Source organism: Lacticaseibacillus sharpeae JCM 1186 = DSM 20505, from assembly GCF_001436225.1.
GTDB lineage: Bacteria > Bacillota > Bacilli > Lactobacillales > Lactobacillaceae > Lacticaseibacillus > Lacticaseibacillus sharpeae.
The window spans coordinates 18,695-39,921 of the sequence record NZ_AYYO01000009.1 but is presented as its reverse complement, the minus strand read 5'-3'; the positions used below and the strand labels follow the sequence as shown (position 1 = coordinate 39,921).

Below are 21,227 nucleotides of genomic sequence, written 5' to 3'. Positions count from 1 at the left end.
AAATCGGGGCCAGCACGCGCAAAAAAGCACCGGTTGCCCCAGATTTTGGGTAACCGGTGCTTGATTTAGGCGCCAATATTACTTAGCAACAATGTTAACGAGCTTGTTTGGAATGACAACAACCTTCTTGATGTCCTTGCCTTCCGTGAACTTCTGCACGTTCGGCTGGCCCATCGCTGCCTGCTGGGTATCTTCCTTAGAAGTATCCTTCGCCAGCTTAATCTGCGCCCGTAGCTTACCGTTAACCTGAACGACAACGTTCACTTCGTCGGAAACCAGTGCGGATTCGTCGTAGGTTGGCCATGGTTCGTAACTGATGGTTTCGTCGTGGCCAAAAATGGACCAGATTTCTTCCATCAGGTGTGGTGCAACTGGGGCGAGCATCTTGACGAAGCCCTCGCAGTATTCGAACGGCAATGCGTCCACCTTGTTTGCTTCGTTGATGAAGACCATCATCTGGGCAATGGCGGTGTTGAAGTGCAAGTCGGTGTAGTCCTTGGTTACCTTCTTGACCGTTTCGTTGTAGACCTTGGTCAGCTTGCCATCGTTGAGGGTCGTGATGTGGTCACGCATCTTGCCCTTGTCATCGACGAAGGTCCGGTAGACGCGGTCCAGGAACTTGTGCGCGCCGGCGAGACCGTCAGTACTCCAAGCAATCCCGGCGTCCAGTGGGCCCATGAACATTTCGTACAGACGCAGAGTATCCGCACCATATTCAGCCACAACATCGTCAGGGTTAACCACGTTTCCCTTACTCTTACTCATCTTTTCGTGGTTGTCACCCAGAATCATCCCCTGGTTGAACAACTTCTGGAATGGTTCCTTCGTTGGTACAACGCCAAGGTCGTACAGGAACTTGTGCCAGAAGCGGGCGTAGAGCAAGTGCAGAACCGCGTGTTCGGCACCACCGATGTAGAGGTCAACATTCATCCAGTACTTGAGCTTCTTCGGGTCGGCAATCATGCGGCCGTTGTGTGGGTCACAGTAACGCAGGAAGTACCATGAAGAACCAGCCCATTGTGGCATGGTGTTGGTTTCCCGGCGGCCCTTGCGCCCGTTTTCGTCAACCACGTTCACCCAATCTTCAAGGTTAGCCAGTGGTGATTCACCGGTCCCAGAAGGCTTGATGTCGGCTTCTTCAGGCAACCGCAGTGGCAGCTGGTCTTCAGGCACCAGTGTGGTTTCGCCATCTTCCCAGTGAATGACCGGAATTGGTTCACCCCAGTAACGCTGACGGGAGAAGACCCAGTCGCGCAGCTTGTAGTTGACCTTGGCACTACCAACGCCTTCGCTCTCGAGCCATTCAATTGCCTTGGCAATCGCGTCGGTCTTGTTCAGGCCGTTCAAGAAACCAGAGTTGATGTGCTGGCCATCGCCAGTGTATGCTTCTTCCTCGGTGTTGCCGCCTTTGATAACCGGCACAATCTTGAGGCCGAACTTCTTGGCGAAGGCGAAGTCACGTTCGTCGTGTGCGGGAACAGCCATGATGGCCCCCGTCCCGTAAGTGGACAGCACGTAGTCAGAAATCCAGATTGGCAGCTTGTCGCCATTAATTGGGTTGATGGCGTAGGCCCCGGTGAAGACCCCGGTCTTGTCCTTGTTGAGGTCCGTCCGGTCCAGGTCAGACTTGTGGGAAGCTTCGTCGATGTAAGCATCCACAGCAGCCTTCTGCTCTGGCGTGGTGATTTCCTTAACCAGGTCCAGTTCAGGCGCCAGCACGGAGTAGGTCGCCCCGAACAGGGTGTCTGGGCGCGTGGTGTAGATCTCGTAGGACTTGTCGGTTCCGTCCACCTTGAACGTCACGCTGGCCCCAGTTGACTTACCAATCCAGTTACGCTGCATCTGCTTAATGGATTCAGGCCAGTCAAGGTCGTCGAGGTCCGAAAGCAGGCGGTCAGCGTAGGCCGTAATCTTCAGCACCCACTGCCGCATTGGCTTGCGAATAACGGGGAAGCCGCCACGTTCGGTCTTACCGTCGATAACTTCTTCGTTGGCAACAACCGTGCCCAGGTCGGGACTCCAGTTAACCGCAACTTCATCTTCGTAAGCGAGACCCTTCTTGTACATCTGTTCGAAGATCCACTGGGTCCACTTGTAATATGAGGGGTCGGTCGTGTTGATTTCCCGGTCCCAGTCGTAAGAAAAGCCGAGGCTTTGGATCTGGCGCTTGAAGTTGGCAATGTTCTTGGCCGTGAATTCCTTAGGGGCGTTCCCGGTCTTCAGCGCGTACTGTTCTGCGGGCAAGCCAAAGGCATCCCAGCCCATTGGGTGCAAGACGTTAAAGCCCTGCATCCGCTTCATGCGGGCAACGATGTCCGTTGCGGTGTAACCTTCTGGGTGCCCAACGTGCAAACCCTGACCTGATGGGTAAGGGAACATGTCGAGGACGTAATACTTAGGTTTTTTTGGGTCTTTCCCCGTCTTAAATGTGTCGTGTTCGCGCCAGTACTTCTGCCACTTTTTTTCGATGCCAGTGTGATCGAAAGCCATGATGAATCCTCCCTGAATTGATATGTAACCTGGATGTATGTGTGTTGGTCCATTAAACGCAAAAAGCCGCCCTAACAACGTTAGGACGGCTTGGCCGCGGTACCACCTAATTTCTGCACCAATTGATGCAGCACTTAACTGGATAACGGCAGCCCGGTCACTCCTACTTGATTCAAAGTGACAACATTTAGAAGTCAGTTCGTGATTTTGTGGGGTCGGCTCGCAGTCCCGCCGACTTCCTGAACGCCACCAAAATCCTACTACTCTTCCGCGTTTAATATTAGTCTTAATATAGCAGACAAATAGCGGAAAAGCAAAACGGAAACGGGCAAAAAGTCACGGCAGACGGCGACTTTCTCTGCAGGTAGGCGCAGTGCCTTAAGCATTTTCGGTATCGAAGAAATACAGCGACAAAAACAGGCCGGTTGCCCCCAAGCACAGCCCCGCCAGTACGTCAGTTGGGTAGTGCACCTGCACGTAAATCCGGCTGAGCGGAATCGTAATCAGGAGGAAGATACTGAGACCCCGCAACCAGTTAACCTGCCAGCGCTTTTGCACCAGCGCCGCCGCACACACGATGATGGTGCCGTAGAGTAGCACCGCGCCGGTCGAGTGGCCGCTGGGAAAGCTCCAGCCACTAGCTGCAACCAGGTTGTGCACCGTCGCATCCGCGTTGAACGGTCGCACCCGCTCCACGATGTTCTTGACGATGTAGTTCACCGCGTTGATGCCCATCATGTTGACCGCCACGAAGCTAAACAGGGTCCACTGCCGACGCATTGCGAAAATTAGCGCCAGGATAATACTCAAGATGGTCACCACTAGCGGATTGCCGAAGTTAGTCAGCGGCACCACCAGCGCCGTCAAGCCAGGATTACGCACCGCCAGCGCGCCGCGAAAACCAGCTTGGTCAATCGCGTGAATGTAACCAAAGTTATTCAGCACACCTGCAATCAAGATGGCAAAAAGTGTGGCCGTGATGCACGCGCCAATTAGTAGATACGCGGGCTGCCGTTTTCCTCTATACATGTCCTCGTCCTCCAAAGCATTCTATGCCTAGAATAGCATGGTCGCAGCCGAAATGGCACCAAGGTTGCGCATCCTTAACAAAGCAGCAAAAAACGGGCGGCAATCATGCCACCCGCAAATCTGTTGCTGTTTGGTTTAGTAAACTTGACCCTTGTACACGTCGTAGTTCGGGAAGTTGAAGTTGTAATCAGCCAGGTCCTTAACGTGAATGATGGCCGTTGCGCCAATGGCCGGCATCAGGTTCAGCGGAATTTCGTTGGCATCTGGCAGCACCAGAATCACTGGCTTGCGCAGGCCGTATGCGTAGCCGACTTCCCAGAGCACGCCGGGATCGCTGTTTTCCTGCTTCGGATCGTACAGAGCAATCACGAGGTCCGTGTTGTTAATGCCCTGCACGTCGCCGTTGAACGTTGCCAGCTGCCACTCGGTGTCGCTGAGCAGTTCTGGGTTCTTCATGGTGTCGAGGCCCTTGTACTGGTGTGCCAGTGGCAGGTAGCTGTTGTCGAAGTCGACAGTTGGGTTCGCCTTGATTGCGGCAACCCCACCGTTCATGTGCGCGGTCTGTTCGTCGTTGAACCAGCTTGAGGCAATGTATGCTGTTTTGGTCATGAATTCATTCATCCTTCTCTATTAATATTTATATAGCTTAACAAAGATTCGCTGGCATTGCACGGCACTGCAAAATGTTCATAGTTAACGCTTTTTGACTTCACAGTTAAAACACCCGCAATTCAAAGCTGCCCGCTATTCTATATTCATAGTCAATCAGCGGTCAGTATCTCCGGCAACCACCGCCTAACTGCAACCGCGCAGGACCACCCACCAAAGGAGGCGTAACCGACGCATGATAATCTCATTTTTACTACTAATCGGCTGTTCCGGTTTAGCCGGCATCGCCACCATCTTGGTCGCCAGCCGGCCGGAACCACAACACGTTAAAACCCGTAACCACATCTAAGGAGCTTGCCTATGCAAAAATTCATTATTATCGGTACCGCCACCACCATTATCGGTGCCGCTGCCATCGCCCTTACCCACTTACGTAATGTCCGCCACGAATTTGTCAGATAATCTGTGGGGACAAAGGCGCGCGTTAGCCGAGGTATCTTCGTCTAATGCGCGCGTCCACCATTAACCCTAACTATCAAAGAAGGCCAGCAAGCTATCGTTCTTGCTGGCCTTCGTCAATTATGCGGCGCGTTTTTGGCGCACCGCCCAGCCAATCGTGGCTAGCAGCAAAACCAGCCCGAAGCCGCCAAACGTCACGTTAAAGCTAAAGCGGTCAACAAGCCAACCACAAACCGGGAAGAGCACAATCATTACCACCGAAAACAGCATGCTGGCCACACTCAGCAAGGTTGCCCGCTGCTTGCTGGGAATCAGCTCGTTGTAATAGGCGTTAAACAACGGGTACATGACTGCCGTAATGGCCTGAATTATGAGGTACATCACAATCATCGCCACCATCGACGGCACGGCGATGACGATGAGGGCAAACGTCATCGCAACCGTAATGCCAAGCAAAAGCTGCAGCTGTGAGGTCTTGGCCTGCAGCCACGGAAGTGCCCGCATCGCTGCGATGGAGCCCAATGAACTCACGAGCATCAAGGTTGAGATCATCCACCCGGCAAAGTCGGCCTTCGTCATCACGTCCTGGAAGTAGTAGTAAAAGGCGGTGCCAGCCGTGCTGATGACTGCGTCCAGCAACATGAGGTTGCGCAAAACTGGCTGGTGCCGCAGTTCGTGAACGGCGGCGCGGACAATCATCGCAAGCGTTTGTCGCTGCTCGCGCGGACCGTGCACGGATGGCTCCTGCATGAACGCAATCGTGCCCAGCGCAACGATGCCGAGGACGATGGAAATGTAATAGGTAATTTCGAAGTGCCAGTGCACCAGCGCCCCAGCGATGATCACCCCCGCCGTGCTCCCCACTTCGGTCACGATGCTAATCATCGACACGACCTTAGCGTACCGCGCATCCCGGCTCGCCTGGGGTAGTGATTCGTAGGCCAGAGCTTCCAGCGTTCCCGACTGCAAGTTGTACGACCAGGCACTAACAATAAAACTAATGGCGAACCAGATGAACGAGTGCCCAATCAGCATCAATAGCGACGAAATAATGGCCATGATGCGGCTGAAGTACAGTACCGTTTTGTAGCTGAAACGGTCAGCCAACATCCCCGACGGCACTTCGAAGCAGAAGCTGGCCACGTGGAAGATGCTTTCACATAGCCCAATCTGAATCAGGGGCAGTCCTTGCTGACCCAGGTATATGACCCATAAATTCGTAATCCCAAACCACGCGGCAAAACTGTAAGCATAAGCCAGAATGGTATTTCTTTTTGTATTCATTTTTAAATTTTCTCCGGCTGCAGGCCGCCCACAAAAAAAGCCTTGCGCCACGCAAATGCGCGGATGAGTGCAAGGCCGACGCCGGGACGTCACGGTGCTGCGGATTCGAATGCGACTAATGCACCCGTAGCAGTCACCTACCTGCAGAATATTCATTGACTGACGACCAAAAAAGGGTAGACTCCACCCCTAAAGCGCAAAAATGAAGATAATTGCGTTCTTCTGGCCAATCCAGTCAATGAGTTCGTTCTGCATTAGACGTTTCCTCCGTTTAAAAGTTGGCCTAATAATACCATTGTGAAAATGAAAAAACAAATAGTTTTCAAAGTTCCATTAGCTCTTTTATAAAACCACTTGACACGGCAACAGGTAAACGATTAGGCTTATTTTGAGTAAACACTTAAAATGTGAATTGGGGCACGTCATGGAACCGCAAGAATTACAAATATTTATTGATAATCATGTCTTTGATAACTACACCGCCAAGCAGATGCAAATTATCGGTGCGGCCATCGATGTCTTCGCGCAGAAGGGTTACGCGAACTCCAGCACGCACGAGATTGCCAAGGTAGCCGGCGTCGCGGAAGGCAATATTTTCAGCAAATTTGGCAGCAAACACGGCCTACTGGAGGCAATCGTGGAGCCGGTGATTGAATCCATCTTCCCGGCAACCATCAATAACTTCATCGCTGAACGGTTCACGTCGCAATACCATACCCTGCACGATTTCTTCGCCACCATCCTGCACGACCGCGCGGAATTCGTGCGCGCCAACCGCAAAGTCCTGCGCATTCTAATCTCGGAACTCGTTTACAACCAAGAGGTGCGCGACAAGGTCATGGCGAACGTACCCAAGGGCTACATCGCGGCGCTGAACAGCAAATTCAACCAGCTTAAGGCGGACGGCTTGCTCGTGCAGTGGGACAACCAGGAGATTTTGCGGATGATTCTCGCCGTCGCCGGCGGCATCCTGAGTACCGCCCTGTTTTTCGAGGTCAAGCCCACCACGAACATGGAAACGCACGTGATTGATGCCCTCACCAAGGCCCTCAGTCCGGAGCCATAGAGATAACAAAGGCTAGTGCCCCCGCAGATGCGGTGGTACTAGCCTTTTTGCTGCCAACCGGCGATGTCGGATGGCTGGAATGTATAGTCGAGCTCCTTGCCGTACGCCGCCGTGTACGCTGCACACTTTTGCGCGTAATCAGTAGCCGCCATCTTGATGCTCGCCGCACGTACCCCGAGCGTTTGGTCGGGATAGATAGGCGGCAATACGTGGACGGTGTACTTAATGGCGTTGAAGTCCTTGTTCACCTTCCGCGTGGTGGTTTCCATGCTGACAAACATCGACACCACGGGCACGTTGAACCGGGCGGCGTAGTAATAGGCGCCCCGCTGAACCGGGCGCGGCTTACGGTAATTGAACCACATCTCTTGTTCCGGATAGATCAGCACCCATTGTCCGCGCACCAGGCACTTGTGGATGAGTTCAGGAAACTCGCGGCCGACCCACTCCCGCCTATTGCCAAGCGGGATGGTGTCGCCGTAGTTCATCAAGAAGCCCAGAACACCGTGCATCATCAGGTTGGTCAATTGACTGACGATGTGCAACCGGTGCCCGCGGGCGGCACTACGCACGAAGAGGTTCTCGATGGGCGAAAAGTGGTTACTAGTCACAATGGCGCCCCCTTGAACCGCCGCCAAATTCTCGCGGCCCACAAACTGCACGGACCGGCCCACCCAGGAGGCCGCTGTATCCATCATTTTGCGGGCAATTAGCGTTTTGGTCCGGAACGAGGCAGTGCTGCTGTGTTGCAAGTAGCGCTGTAATTCGGCCTTTTCTGCTTCCGGGGTCAACACGGGGTCGCCCGGTTCCACCTTGGCCGTGTAATCGGCCGCCGCCACCGCCGCCTTGATGTTGTTAATGGCGGTCAGGTGCTCGCCCTGCAGGATTTGATCGGCAAACGTCACAGCCGGACCTCCCCCGTGCGTGCTTGAATATCCCGGAATGATGCGGGCGCGTACGTGATGCTCTCTGCCCGGGCTACCATTTCCCGCATGTGTTTTTCGTCATTCGCCGCATCCGCTGCCGTGAAGTGTGCCCGCGTGGCACGCAACTTGGCTGCGTATGGCGTCTGGTCCGCATACCGCCAAAAATCGGCGCCATTCGGGACGTCCACGTAATGCCATGGCTTCTTGAATAGGTTGTAATGCACCAGCTGCACTGCATAGCTCGGGCCCACCTCCTGCACGTTCCAGCTAAGTGGCAGGTGCACCATCTGGTCGGCGGCAATTGCATTCAGGTAGTCCTGGTCGGGGGCAATGCTGGCGAACTTGTACTGGTTCAGTAAGGTCAGGAAGTGCTCAGCAAAATGCTGCTGCCGCATTTCCGCCAGGTTCATCACGAGCACGCCGGAATTAACGTACGCATCCGCTGGGACCCCCACCGAATTAACGGCGTATGGTGCCATAATCGCATCGGTAGCGATGAACGGATCAACCGCCGCAGCCACGAGCTTGCCGGTAACGTCGGTGGCAAACAGCTTGGCCACATCGTCCAACGCAATCACGTCGGCATCCAGGTACAGCCCCTTGCTGTACTGCGGGAACATTTCCGCAATAAACAAGCGGTAGTAAATCGTGAGCGTGAAGTAATCCGCCCGCAACTTATTGCCGTTATCCGCCAAGCATTCCTTGATTCGTTCCGCCATTGGGACGAGCTCAACTTGCACGTTGTCTGTCGCCAGGGCGAGCAAGTTCTTGCGGTTCTCTGGTTTAAGCCCGCGTTGCAGCACAATCACGTGGTAACTGCGCCCCCGGTCGGCATTTGCCACCAACGACTGAATCGCAACCGCTAAACTTGCGGCGTAATGGTCATCGACGGCAAAAAAGATGGGCATGGCACTTGCTGCTTCATACATAAAAAATCTCCTTATACTTCTGGCCCCGCAAAAAGCGGCACCTGCCTAGAAATAACGGCTACTAGTAAACCAATTATTTATTTTGCAATGTGTTTAATCTCTGCGTATTCCGAAAGCACGTCGTCGTACTCGTGCAGGTGCAAATCGCTGTGCACCCGGTCAACTTCCCAAGGCTTCACGGACAGGGTGTGCACCCACGGGAAGAAGCGGAAACTGGTGGTGAAGTGCTGGAACACGGTGTTCCGGTGCAGCCGCCGCTGTTCGTTGAACCGCCGCGGCGCCAAACGCTTGGTATCTGCCAACTTGTTGAGGGCCGACTGGTCGGGCATGAACATCTTGACCGTCGCGCACACCCGGCGGCAGCGCACAAATAGCTGCGTTTTGCGGATCTGAGGCATGTTCATCAGCATCATCCCCGAGTTCACGTAATCGAGGGCCCGCAACTGGCTGTGGAAGAACCACTTACCGTAGTGGTCGAGAACCCCCACGAATTCGGTCCCCGTGAGGTCCTGGTCGTAGAAGTGCTGGGGGCTTTCCCGGCACACGATGTCAGTGTCCAGGTACAGCAGCCGGTCGGGCAACTGCGGCACGAGGTCGCTGTACAGCCGCAGCATGCAGTACGGGGTGAAGCGGGTGTCCATGTTGACGGTAGGCGGGTTCGCCGTGAAGATGTCGGTAATGTCAATCAACTCCGCGGAGCTGAGCGGGTTGACGTCGTGCAACTGCTCCTGCACGACCGTCACCGCGTCTTGCCCCAAGGCCTGAAAATCCCGGTTCTGGGTGTGGATATTAGCGGTCAAAACGTAGACGTGAATTGGTGCCTGATAGTGTTTGGTTAGACTGAGCGTGGAGATGAGCAAGCCATCCGCCATGTGTGCGTCACCACAATATAAAATGTTCATATTGTCTTCCCTCCCATTGCGTTACTTTTTGGTGTACTTGATGTATGTGTACGTGTTTTGCGCCTGCGCCCGGCTGTGCATCGCTGCCTGGACCTGCGCGGTTAACTGGCTCTGCTGCTTTTTGCGGGGTAGCTGTTCGTCCGGCATGAACGGTCCGTCAATGTCGACGGTAATGCGCGGCTTTCGACCGCATCTGCGCCGCTGATACGTAGTGGTCATGGCAAACACCGGCGTATTGCTCGCCACGGGGTAGTGCATGCTCCCGGGGACAAACGGCCGGATGATGGTGGCGTACGGCCAGACGTGGGCCTCGGGGTACACCGTCACCACGTGGCCGGACGCAATGCGGCTGCGCACCTCGCGATTGAACGCCGCCAGTTGGTGCATGCTCTGCGGTAAGACGAGCGCGCCGCCGAGCTTCAGCAACCGTCCGAGCACCGGCACGCTCAGGTTAGCGGGCGCCGCGACGGTATCCACCCGTTTGCCCGCTCCCGCCAGCATGGGTACGAACACGTCCCCAACCGGCTGGGTGTGGTTGGCGTAAATAAACGCACCGCCTTTGATCCGTGCCACCTTGGCGCGTCCGCGGACTTGAACGTGCAAAAACACCCGCACGTATAACCCGCCGAGCAACCGCGCACCCCAATAGACGAGGTGTGCGAGGTGCGGGCGTTCCTGGTGCCAGGAGTAATCGGCCGGCAGCGTGCGCTCTTGCTCCGGACTGGCAACAAAATCATCGGTGAACTCATGATAGAATTGTTCGCGTTGCACGCCGGCCACCCCCTATAAATTCCCGCTTACATGGCATTTTTGAGTGAGCACTCAATCCATTCTTTACCGAAAATTATAACTCATTTCCCGTGTAAATCAAGTCTGGGGTGAACCATCACTGACGGCTCCAGACAGCAAGCACGCGGGCAATCCCTGTTTTTCCGCACAGAAAAAGCACTCCACGCGAAAGTGAAGTGCTTCGTGCACGGGCAAGATTGCGACCGCAAACTACTTGGTGCGGTGCGTTCGGTCAAGCAAGTTGAGGAAAATCCCCAGGACAACAACCACGGCGCACGCAATGTAGACGCCGTGCAACGCGCCAAACAAAATGTTGCGCAGAGTGGGCACCACGCTTTGTGGCAGCTGGCTCACCGTATGCGGGTTGATGAGCTTGTTCATCATCGCTACCTGCAACCCGTGTGCGTGTGTGCCGCTAGCTACCTGCACGTTGAAAATCATTCCGAAAATGGCAACCATCACGGTCTGGCCCAGTGTCCGGCTGAGCGTGTTGAACCCCGTCGCAACCCCCACTTTGTCCTGCGAGACAGCTGCCTGCGAACTAACCGTCGTGGTCGTAATCGCAATCCCGAACCCGGAACCAAGCACGGCGGAAATGGCGAGGAACGCAGCAAACGGCGTCGACACTGGTACCAGCGTGAGCGTCACGATACCGACAGTGATAATCGCCAGCGACACCACGAGCACCCGCTGTGGCCGCATCTGCACGAGCATCCGACCCGCAATGAACGAGCCAATCACCCACATGAGGCTACTTGGGGTCACGGCAAAGCCCCCCATTGAAGCATCGAGGCCCAGAATCCCCTGCATCCACATCGGCATGTAGACTTCGTGGCCCATGACAATCCCGGAAACAATGGCTGCCAGTACGTTCTGAATCGTGAACGTGCGGGAAGCGAATAAATCCAGGCTAATCACAGGATCAACCGCCCGCTTTTCCTGCCGAATGAACAGTACCAGGCTGATGATTGCGAGGGCAAACAGGACGGCGAAAATGATGACGCCGTTTTTACTGTCTAGCATCTGGAACCCAGAGAGCATGAACAGCAATGTCATCGCCAGCAGGACCGTGCCGGCAATATCGATGGGGCCGCTCTTCTTGACGTGGTTTTCACGCAGGAAAATGGCCGTGAGAATCATCGTCAAAATCCCAATTGGCACGTTCAAGATGAAGACCCAGTGCCAAGACAGACGGTCAACGATGAAGCCCCCAATCAGTGGGGCGACCACGGCGGCAATGCCCCAGGCGGACCCGTTAAAGCCCAGCACCTTGGCCCGCTTATCAATCGGGTAGATGTCCGCGATGATGGTGAAGGTGACCGGCATAATCCCGCCGGCCCCAATTCCCTGCAGTGCCCGGAACAGAATCAACATCGGCATCGACTGGGACAGGCCGCTAAGCAGCGAGCCGACCACGAAGACGGCCAAGCTGAACAATAAGACCGGCTTGCGGCCAATGCGGTCCGCCATTTTGCCGTAAATCGGCGTGGCCATCGCACTGGTCAACAGGTACATCGTGAACACCCAGTTCATGAGCTTCACACCGTGGAGGGAGCCCACAATGGTCGGCATCGCGGTACTAACAATGGTCCCCTCGATGGCGGCCATAAATGTTGCAATAAAAATCGTCGCCGTCACTACGGCCACATTAGTTTTTTTCTGGTTCATATTTCTTCAACCAACCTCGCGTTCTTGCTTCGTGCACATCTGCTTACCCGAATTGAGGGCAAACAAAAAGAGACAACTAAATAAAGTTGCCTCCCATACCAATCGATCACTACTTAAGCAGTTGCTTCAGCACGTCAACCTTGTCCAGGTGTTCCCAAGGCAAGTCGATGTCTGTGCGGCCGAAGTGACCATAAGCCGCAGTTTGTTCATATATTGGCCGGCGGAGATTGAGCATCTCAATAATCCCGGCTGGACGCAGGTCGAAGTTGTCGCGAATGGCAGCAACGATCTTATCCTCTGCAATTTTGTTCGTGCCAAACGTGTTGACCGAAATCGACACGGGCTTCGCAACCCCAATGGCGTAGGCGAGCTGAACTTCAAGCTTACTTGCTAGCCCCGCGGCAACGATGTTCTTGGCGATGTACCGCGCTGCGTAGGACGCAGAACGGTCAACCTTCGTCGCATCCTTACCGGAGAAGGCCCCACCACCATGACGGGCGTATGAGCCGTACGTATCAACGATGACCTTCCGTCCGGTCAGGCCCGCATCCGCTGCGGGGCCCCCGAGTACGAAACGGCCAGTTGGGTTAACCAGAATCTTGGTGTTCTCATCGAGCAGCTGCGCCGGAATTACCTTGCGCACAATCTGCTCTTCAACGTCGCGGCGAATCTGGTCGAGCGTCGCGTCTGGGTCGTGCTGGGTGGACAGAACAATGGTGTCCACGCGCACAGGCTTGTCGTTGTCGTCGTATTCAACGGTAACCTGAGCCTTGGCATCCGGACGCAAATACTTAATCGTCCCGTCATGCCGCAGCTTAGCCGTCCGCCGCATGAGCGCGTGTGCTAATGCAGCGGGTAGTGGCATGTATTCGGGTGTCTCGTCACAAGCAAACCCGAACATCATCCCCTGGTCCCCCGCCCCAATCTTATCGAGTGGGTCGGTGTCGGCGTCGCGTGCTTCAAGGGATTCATCAACCCCTTGCGCAATGTCTGGTGACTGTTCATCAAGTGCAACCAGCACGGCGACTGAATCAGGATCAAAGCCGCTTTCCTTGGTGTAGCCAATGCGGCGAATGGTCCCGCGGACGATTCCCTGAATGTCAACGTACGCAGTGGTGGAGATTTCCCCGACTACCAGCACAAGGCCAGTCGTAACGGTTGTTTCGCACGCCACCCGCGCCATTGGGTCTTTGGCGAGAATCGCATCGAGAATCGCGTCACTGATCTGATCAGCGACCTTATCCGGGTGTCCTTCTGAGACGGACTCGGACGTAAATAAGTGTCGTTCCTGCATGAAAATATTTTCCCCCTTCAATTGTCGGTTACAAGGCATGCCACTGTGCAGTTGGTCAAAACGACGCAACTAATCTTCGTGGCCCCATCGGGAATTCTTTGCAACTAGTCCATCCTAACATACTTACATAGAAGAAATGAAATAATTTTTTGAAACAGGGGCCATTTTCGGGTAGCATTAGGGGTGTGCACGCACAGATTGGCACGCTTGCGCCCGGATAACACAGGGCGCTAATCATCCCGGCATTTTTTCTGAATCAGATTCACCCTAACTGCCGTCATTCCTTATCAATCGGAGAAAAACGCATGGAAAAAAGTTACACACGGATTCTAAATAGCCTCGCGGTGGCCCTTGGTGCCCTGCTCATGCCGCTCGTAAACCTCGGCCCCGGCAGCACTTCTTGGGGAATGCACCTGCTGGCCCTCATCGCCCTAGCCATCGTCTTGGCCGCCATGAACATGCACTGGCAGGAAAAATGGCTGCTTGTGGCCGCGGCCATCCTGGCAATCATCGGCAGTGCCGGTAACTGGACCTTGCTGCCACTGGCCGCCGCGCAGGTGCTGCTCGCTCTGCTCATCAACACGCAGGACATGCAGACACCGCTGCGCGCAACGAGCATGATTGCCCAGAGTGCGTTCCTGCAGGTGCTCATCACAATGGCGGGAAGCCAAATTATCACGCGGACGTTCCTTTTCCAGCTGCTATTTACCACCGTCCCGTTCATCATCGCCGCTTGGGGCAGTGAATTACCACTGCCACTCACTGCCATCCTGGTGGTCGGTGTGGGTGTGGCCGGGTATTTCACCCAGACGCTCACCCTACTCGTCACGCTGCTCATCATCATCTGGGCGCTGCTACCCGTACGCGTTTATAGCCGCATGCCGGCCTGGTACTGGACGGGTGCGGTCCCGATTATCGGCTTCTTGCTGCACCTCACCATCCTGCACGGCTAACTTTCAACCTGTGCACAACGTCCATGCGGCGTGGCACTTATCAACAGGGGATAACTTTTAGTCGTACTAACCGTCAATAGAAAATGGGTCAAAATGAAACTCACCAAAACTCAAGCAAACTTCGCCCTTACCCTCACCGCAATCATCTGGGGGGCCGGGTACATTTTCTCCAAACAAGCAACCAACGCGGGCATGCCGGCCGGGCTCATCAACGGTATTCGGGGCACCATCTACGCCGTGCTCGTCTTCATCTTCTTCCACAAGACCGTTCTGCGCATGACCAAACGCGAGTTGCGCATCGGCCTGATTGCCGGGGTGATCAACCTAGCAGCCTACCAGGTGCAAACGGTCGGGTTAATGTACACCACCCCCGGGAACAACGCGTTTTTGACCGCAATCTACGTGGTGATGATTCCGTTCATCATGTGGCTGGTCTTCCACGACGCGCCGGCTCCGAAGAGTTACCTCGCCATCGCCATCTGTGTGCTGGGGATGCTGATTCTCACCGGCGTTTTCCAGCACGGGCTCACGCTACATTATGGTGATTTGCTGGTCATTGGCTCGGCATTCCTCTACGCCGTCCAAATCGTGTACTTCGGTTCCGTGGCCGCCACCATTAATCCGTGGATTGTTGCGTTCATGTTGGGCGCGGTGCAAGGCATTGGCGGCATGCTGTGGTCAGGGGTATTCGAACACGGCAGTTACGCCGGCATTAACTGGACGGCCGCACTGGTACCAGTGATTACGCTCGGCATTCTCTCGTCATTCGGGGCGCAAAGCCTGCAACTGATTGGCCAGAAGTTCACTGACCCCACCCCCGCTGGGCTGATTATGATGACCGAGTCCGTCTTCGGTAGCGTGTTCTCCGTCATGTTTGGCTTTGAACCGTTTACCATGGATCTCCTGTTTGGGGGCCTGCTCATCCTCATCGCCATCATCATTATGCAAGTCGATTTTCGGAAGGTATTCACCAAGTCCGCCACCAAATAAATCACAGCATACAAAAAGGAACCCGATTGCTCGGGTTCCTTTTTCGGTTGCTTACAGCACGCGCTTCGCAAAGCTTGGCTGGAAGTATGAGCTGACGGTCTGAATCTGAACGTCCGTCCCTGTGTGTGGGGCAACGATGTACTGACCACCGCCAATGTAGATGGCAACGTGGTAAACACCGGAGTTAGAGCCATTGGAGCTCCAGAAGATGAGGTCCCCAGCCTGGAGTGCACTCAGTGAAACCTTCGTCCCCTTGTAGGACTGGGTAGCGGAGTTGCCGGCCATCATGTTGGAACCAAGTGCCTGCTTGAAGACGTAGCTTACAAGTCCGGAGCAGTCGAAGGAACTAGGACCCTTGGCGCCGTAAACGTATGGCTTGCCCAGCTGGTTCTTAGCAACCTTGAGGACTGCAGCAACCTTAGCGGCACGGCTGGACGTGCTTGCGGTTGTGGTGGTCTTCTTGGCTACCGTTGTCGTCTTCTTGACGGTAGTGGTCTTCTTGGCTGCGGTCGTCGTGGTCTTAGCTGGTGTCGCAGCTTTCTTCACGGTTGTCGTAGTCTTAGGCGTGGTCGTTGCAGGAGCAGCGGCCTTGGTGCTGGTTGTCTTAGCCGGTGTTGTTGTGGCACTAGACGTTGTAGCCTTGGTGCTGGTTTCAGTCTTAGCAGGAGTAGTTGCAGTGCTAGACGTTGCAGCAGAACTGCTGGAGGTAGATGTGGTAGCAGGTGCAGACGTGGTGTCCGCATCAGCGTCATCATCGGTTGCTGCTGCAGTCGTGGTGACGTTAGTTGCAGCAGCAGACGTGGTGTCTGTGTCCGCAGCGGCACTTGTCGTGTCAGTTGCATCCGTTGCAGTGTCGTCAGTTGCGGTTTCGTCTACCGCAACACCATTTTCAGTGAACTGGTAGTTGGTTACGCCGTAGTACTTAACCAGGTGGGTCAGTACTTCGATGTCGCCATCAGAAGCGCCAGCAACTTCAAAGGAGTACTTGCTGTTAGCATCCTTAGTGAAGGTGTAACCGGCATTCTTGACTGCCTGTTCGAAGTGGCCGTTAGCTGTTTCGTCGGCAACCCGGATAATAGTGACAACGCCATCGTCAAGATCAGCGGTGGCAACTGCATCGTTAACCGCAGCAACGGTTTCAGCATCCTTGGTCTTCAACTGGATGGTGACGTTACCCTGGCCATCTTCGCTGTAAACAGCTTTGTCGGTCCCAACCTTGGCAACAGCAGCCTTGAGCGTAGCCTTCTTGGTGGCCGTTGCGGCCGCCGTGTTGGTGGACTTAGCAGCTGACGTGCTGGTGGTGGCAGTAGCCTTGGCGGTGGTGCTTGCAGTTGCCTGGCTCTTCTTAGCTGCTTCAACATCGGACTTAGTTGCCTTAGCCTGCTTGTTAGGATCCAGGTTGTAAGATGTGGTCTTACCATCTGCTTCCTTAACCGTAGCAACGGCCTTGTCACCAGTACCAGTGAAGGTCAGCTTGTTGCCAGCGTAAATCAAATCAGCCTTCGCAATGTGGTTGATTTCTGCCAGGCGGTTAGCGGTGGTGTTAATCCCGGTGTTGCTCAGTGCCTGAGCGATTGTGCCGAGGGTGTCCCCCCACTTGATGGTGTACGTCGTCTTGTCAGCTGACGTCTTGATTTGGTCGACAATCTCGCTAACAGAACGGGTCTTCCACGTAGCAGCGGAGACATCGCTAGCGTTACTGCCGAGTGTAATCACCCCAGCGGCCATAGCAAGAGTGGTGACCCCCATTGTCATCCATCCCTTGTGCGTCTTGAAGAGCTTTACCCGGCGTGATGCATCCCGGTTCAGTCGTACTTGTTTACGTGTTTCTTTCATATCTGAGTAATCCTCCGTATACCGTAACAACTTAGCCAATTGGCCTTCGATAAAAAACTTCAAAGGGGCACATATGTGTCGCTTCTGGCGATTAACACCAAACCTAAACTTTACGAAGCCAAAAGAGTCTTAAAGCTTTATTAAGCTATTTAAGGCAAATGTACACCGTCTACGTTACAAAGTTATTACAAAGTAGTCATAGTAAGTTTACACAAAAGCCCACATTCCGCGGTTTTAGGCGTGCAAACGTTCGTAAACAAACGGCTAATCCTTGTCCTGTAAGCGTTTGACGATGTTGTCTAATTGCTGTCTAGTTGTAGACCAATTTGTATTATCAATTTCAATTGCCCGATTTTTTAACTCCGCTGGCAGCTCCAAATCCCGTTCGTGCTCCTTGCTGCCCAAACGCTTCGCAATCATCTTGGGATTATCTCCGCGAATTTGCATGCGTTCCTTCAGTTGGGCGTGGTTGCGCACCGTCATGAAGAGAATGACGGCTTGGTCGCCTAATTTCTCCGCATACGTAATCGCCCCTAGAGTTTCGAGCACAATCGTTGCAATCTGGCCCTGATGCCACGCCTGCTGCAGTGCTTCAAAGGATGATCCGTACTGGTAGCCTGAATACGAAACCCGTTCAAGGTAATGGTTCCGTTCAAACGATTCGTCATCTTCGAAGTAATAGTCCACACCGTTTTGTTCACCAGCACGCATGGGCCTGGTGGTGTGGGTAAGTACCCGCTTCAAACCGAATTCCTTCAATAGATACTTCTGGACGGTGGTCTTGCCGGTGCCAGCCGCACCGGTGATGACGATAACCTTATTTTCTGCCACGATTTTTCCTCCAACAGTTACTAATGGATTAAGCATAACATTTGCGTGCACATCTTGATACTCAATGCAGGGTAATCTAAGCCCCAGGACGAAAAAAGAAGCACACCGACGATTGGTGTGCTTCCATATGAAGACGAGTTAGTTAGTTGTTGGTGCTTAGAGGCGAACCCCGAAGTCTGGTGTGTAACCGCTGATGGACTGGGTCTTAACCACGGAACCGGTGTGTGGTGCGTGAACGAACATGCCACCACCAATGTAAATCCCAACGTGGTGTACTGGTGAACCCCAGAATACCAGGTCGCCAGGCTGAAGCTGGCTGATGGATATGCGGGTACCCATCTGTGCCTGAGCCGCGGATGAGTGTGGCAGGGATACGCCAACCTTGGCGTAAGCCCACATTACAAGACCGGAGCAGTCGTATGCGCTAGGACCAGCTGCGCCCCATACGTATGGCTTGCCCTGCTGGGAAAGTGCTGCAGCAATGGCACTGCCGTATGACTTGTTGGCGTCAGCAACGTTGTTCTGGGTTGCTGCAACTGGTGTGGACTTGCCACTGTTGGAAGTCTTAGCAGCTGTCTGCACAATCTTAGGTGTGTTAACCTTAGCGGCAGCCTTTTCAGCCTTAGCCGCAGCTTCAGCCTTCTTGGCAGCGTCAGCAGAAAGCTTAGCGAGGACATCCTTGTTGTCAGCAAGCATCTTGGTCAACTTGCTGCTTTCCTTCTTGGAGTCCTTCTGGAGGGAAACGAGCTTAGCCTTGTCAGATACCAACGTTGCGCGGGTGTCTTCGAGGGTCTTCTCAGCGGTCTTCTGGTCGTCCTGGAGGTCGCTGAGCTTGTTCTTCGTGTCCTTAACCTGCTGCAGTGCGTCCTGGTTAGCCTGGTTAAGCTTGGTAACCGTTGCGCCCCGGGAAATCAGGTCGGAGAGGTTCTTGGAGTTCAGGAGGAAATCGATGAAGACACTACCAGTAACGGAGTCGCCAGCTTCCTTCTGGAGGGAAACAAGCTGCTTCTTCATTGCTTCTTTACGTGCGGCAAGTTCCTTCTTTTCGGCCTTGATGTTCGTGCCGAGCTTTTCAATCTTCGCCTTGGATGCGGTAATCTTCTTGTCCGCAGCCTTGATGGCGGTGTTCTTGTTGCCAATCTGATCGGCAAGCTTGGAGTACTTCTCATCCTGAGTCTGAATCTTGCTGAGGATGTCGTTGTTCTTCTTGGTGATTTCTTCCTTGGTTACAGCAGATGCTGGGGCGATGCTAGTGCTAAATGCGGCGCCGAAACTGATTGCTGCAACTGCGGCGATAAATAACTTACTCGTCTTCATTAATCGTCACTCCTGTGATATGTCTTAACTAACTGTGAATAAGATTACCACCTGAACGTTACAGCCCCGTTACGTCTCAATTACTGTCTGATACCAAGGATGTTAACGGATTAGTTAACTTTTTTGCCGATTTGTCTATCAAAACCATAAGTTATAAATTTGTGACAGAATTGGCGAAATTCTTTTGTCGCACGCAAATGCCCATCCTTGGGCATTTCTTAGATTTTAATTGTTATTTAGTTACATTAATCTTTTAATTTTTACCAGAAATCCCAGTGTAACAATATTTCAAACGAAAATGGCGGTAACATTGCAAACTCATCTTTTGCAACATTACCGCCATTTTCTGACTTATTTAGTTAGCAATCCGGACCAGGAAGTACTTCTTCTTCCCCCGGCGAACAATGACAAACTTACCGTCAAAATGTGCTGCCGGATCGATTGTAAATTCCACGTCGCGGACCTTTTCACCGTTAATACTAATCGCACCATTAGTCACATCTTCACGTGCTTGGCGCCGAGACTTCTCGATTCCGGTCACATCCACCAGGAATTCAACGATGTTCGTCTGCGCGCTCGTCGCAGTTGCACTTGGCACACTAGCAAAGCCCTGTTCGATTTCACTAGCGGTCAAATCCGCAACATCCCCGGAGAACAATGCCGCACTGATTTCTTCGGCTTCGGCAACTGCAGCCTGCCCGTGGACAAAGGCGGTCACTTCTTCAGCGAGACGACGCTGAGCCGCACGTTTTTGCGGCTGGTCCTTGGTCTGCTGCACGAGGTCGGCAATCTCTTCCTTGCTCAGGAAGGTGAAGAACTTGAGGAACTTCTCCACGTCCGCGTCATCCTGGTTGAACCAGAACTGGTAGAATTCGTACGGCGTCGTCTTCTCTGGGTCAAGCCAAACGGCCCCACCAGCAGACTTACCAAACTTAGTTCCGTCACTCTTCAGCATCAATGGGTTGGTCAGGCCGAACACCTTCGCATCAGAACCTTCGACGCGGTGGATCAGGTCGATCCCAGCCGTGATGTTCCCCCACTGGTCTGCACCCCCGATTTGAAGCTGCACGTCATGCTGCTGGTACAGGGTCAAGAAGTCAACCGACTGCAGAATCTGGTAGGTGAATTCCGTGTAGCTAATCCCGGTTTCCAGACGGCTAGCAACTACTTCCTTGGCGAGCATGGAGTTCACGGAGAACAGCTTCCCGAAGTCGCGCAGGAATTCGAGCATGCTGTACTGACTCTGCCAATCGTAGTTGTTCACAATGCTGAAGTTTTCGGTGCCGAACAACTTCTTCATCTGGGCGGTGAGCTTCTTCTCGTTGCTGTGGATAACATCCATGGACTGCAGCACGCGTTCACTGTTACGGCCGGATGGATCCCCGATTGAACCGGTTGCCCCACCAATCAGAATGACTGGGTGGTGTCCGAACTGCTGGAACCGCTTGAGAATCATGAAGGGAATGAGGTGCCCAACGTGCAAGGAATCACCAGTTGGGTCGGTCCCGCAGTAGACGGAAATCGACTTTTCCGCCGTAATTTTCCGCAAGCCCTCTTCGTCCGTCATCTGGTTGAGCGCCCCACGCCAATCAAGTTCGTCAATAATATTGTCTGCCATGATGTTCCTCCATCTATGTTGATAACTATTTGATGCCGCCAATGTTTCCAGGTGTGGATAACAATAAAAAAGTCCCCAAGCGAAAAACTCGCTTGGGGACGAACGTGCCGCGGTACCACCCACAATAATGGCCTAAAAGCCACCTCTCAAACAGGGATAACGGTCTGCACCGCTGACCACTTAACACGCATGTAATTCACAATGACGGCCTTCATCGGCTCGCAGCAAGCGCCGACT

17 protein-coding genes and 1 other annotated feature are annotated in these 21,227 nt (G+C 53.8%); of the genes, 3 read left to right on the top strand and 14 right to left on the bottom strand.

The genetic code is table 11. The annotated features are described in order from the left end of the window. Positions 1–78: 78 nt before the first annotated feature. The 4 genes from leuS to FC18_RS02345 form a co-directional block, all read right to left on the bottom strand. On the bottom strand, positions 79–2,490 hold the full coding sequence (gene leuS, locus FC18_RS02360; RefSeq protein ID WP_054677669.1) for a leucine--tRNA ligase: 2,412 nt from the start codon (positions 2,488–2,490) through the stop codon (positions 79–81). 78 nt (positions 2,491–2,568) lie between these two features. After that, positions 2,569–2,775, bottom strand: a binding site (T-box leader). Between the two features lie 93 nt (positions 2,776–2,868). Then, the gene (locus FC18_RS02355) at positions 2,869–3,519 is read right to left on the bottom strand and encodes a phosphatase PAP2 family protein (RefSeq protein WP_054677670.1); all 651 of its coding nucleotides are present in this window, start codon (positions 3,517–3,519) and stop codon (positions 2,869–2,871) included. A gap of 135 nt (positions 3,520–3,654) precedes the next feature. Continuing rightward, positions 3,655–4,128, bottom strand: coding sequence for a nucleoside 2-deoxyribosyltransferase (locus FC18_RS02350; RefSeq protein WP_054677672.1), 474 nt, complete (start codon positions 4,126–4,128; stop codon positions 3,655–3,657). A 579-nt stretch (positions 4,129–4,707) separates the two neighbouring features. Further along, complete coding sequence (locus tag FC18_RS02345; protein WP_056975383.1) at positions 4,708–5,871, bottom strand: MFS transporter; 1,164 nt, start codon at positions 5,869–5,871, stop codon at positions 4,708–4,710. A 424-nt stretch (positions 5,872–6,295) separates the two neighbouring features. On the opposite strand from FC18_RS02345, the gene FC18_RS02340 reads away from it, so the two are divergent. Further along, positions 6,296–6,937: a TetR/AcrR family transcriptional regulator gene (locus FC18_RS02340; protein ID WP_054677678.1), complete on the top strand. Its 642-nt coding sequence runs from the start codon at positions 6,296–6,298 to the stop codon at positions 6,935–6,937. Positions 6,938–6,975: 38 nt separating this feature from the next. Here the strand turns inward: FC18_RS02340 and FC18_RS02335 are convergent, their stop codons facing one another. The 6 genes from FC18_RS02335 to metK all read right to left on the bottom strand — a co-directional run bounded on the left by FC18_RS02335 (position 6,976) and on the right by metK (position 13,445). Next, positions 6,976–7,842, bottom strand: a complete 867-nt coding sequence (locus tag FC18_RS02335; protein ID WP_056975382.1) for a lysophospholipid acyltransferase family protein — start codon at positions 7,840–7,842, stop codon at positions 6,976–6,978. Next, entirely contained in the window at positions 7,839–8,792 is a 954-nt protein-coding gene (locus FC18_RS02330; protein ID WP_054677682.1) for a glycosyltransferase family 8 protein, read from the bottom strand. Before FC18_RS02330 ends, FC18_RS02335 begins: the two co-directional genes overlap by 4 nt. A gap of 77 nt (positions 8,793–8,869) precedes the next feature. Then, positions 8,870–9,694 (bottom strand): glycosyltransferase, encoded by an 825-nt coding sequence (locus FC18_RS02325; protein ID WP_054677684.1) that lies wholly within the window; start codon positions 9,692–9,694, stop codon positions 8,870–8,872. A gap of 21 nt (positions 9,695–9,715) precedes the next feature. After that, on the bottom strand, positions 9,716–10,465 hold the full coding sequence (locus FC18_RS02320; protein ID WP_054677686.1) for a 1-acyl-sn-glycerol-3-phosphate acyltransferase: 750 nt from the start codon (positions 10,463–10,465) through the stop codon (positions 9,716–9,718). Positions 10,466–10,693: 228 nt separating this feature from the next. Further along, positions 10,694–12,151: an MDR family MFS transporter gene (locus tag FC18_RS02315; RefSeq protein WP_054677687.1), complete on the bottom strand. Its 1,458-nt coding sequence runs from the start codon at positions 12,149–12,151 to the stop codon at positions 10,694–10,696. Between the two features lie 109 nt (positions 12,152–12,260). Continuing rightward, entirely contained in the window at positions 12,261–13,445 is a 1,185-nt protein-coding gene (metK, locus tag FC18_RS02310) for a methionine adenosyltransferase (RefSeq protein ID WP_054677689.1), read from the bottom strand. Positions 13,446–13,750: 305 nt separating this feature from the next. Between metK and FC18_RS02305 the strand changes: the two genes are divergently transcribed. Both FC18_RS02305 and FC18_RS02300 read left to right on the top strand, forming a co-directional pair. Then, complete coding sequence (locus FC18_RS02305) at positions 13,751–14,398, top strand: hypothetical protein (protein ID WP_054677691.1); 648 nt, start codon at positions 13,751–13,753, stop codon at positions 14,396–14,398. A 93-nt stretch (positions 14,399–14,491) separates the two neighbouring features. After that, complete coding sequence (locus FC18_RS02300) at positions 14,492–15,388, top strand: DMT family transporter (protein ID WP_056975381.1); 897 nt, start codon at positions 14,492–14,494, stop codon at positions 15,386–15,388. 51 nt (positions 15,389–15,439) lie between these two features. Here FC18_RS02300 and FC18_RS02295 read toward each other — a convergent pair whose 3' ends face one another. The 4 genes from FC18_RS02295 to tyrS all read right to left on the bottom strand — a co-directional run bounded on the left by FC18_RS02295 (position 15,440) and on the right by tyrS (position 20,990). After that, positions 15,440–17,224: a LysM peptidoglycan-binding domain-containing C40 family peptidase gene (locus tag FC18_RS02295; protein ID WP_054677692.1), complete on the bottom strand. Its 1,785-nt coding sequence runs from the start codon at positions 17,222–17,224 to the stop codon at positions 15,440–15,442. 264 nt (positions 17,225–17,488) lie between these two features. Continuing rightward, positions 17,489–18,055, bottom strand: a complete 567-nt coding sequence (locus tag FC18_RS02290; RefSeq protein ID WP_225353676.1) for a guanylate kinase — start codon at positions 18,053–18,055, stop codon at positions 17,489–17,491. A gap of 156 nt (positions 18,056–18,211) precedes the next feature. Beyond that, positions 18,212–19,372: a C40 family peptidase gene (locus FC18_RS02285; RefSeq protein ID WP_056975380.1), complete on the bottom strand. Its 1,161-nt coding sequence runs from the start codon at positions 19,370–19,372 to the stop codon at positions 18,212–18,214. Between the two features lie 355 nt (positions 19,373–19,727). Continuing rightward, complete coding sequence (gene tyrS / locus FC18_RS02280; protein WP_054677698.1) at positions 19,728–20,990, bottom strand: tyrosine--tRNA ligase; 1,263 nt, start codon at positions 20,988–20,990, stop codon at positions 19,728–19,730. Positions 20,991–21,227: the final 237 nt, after the last annotated feature.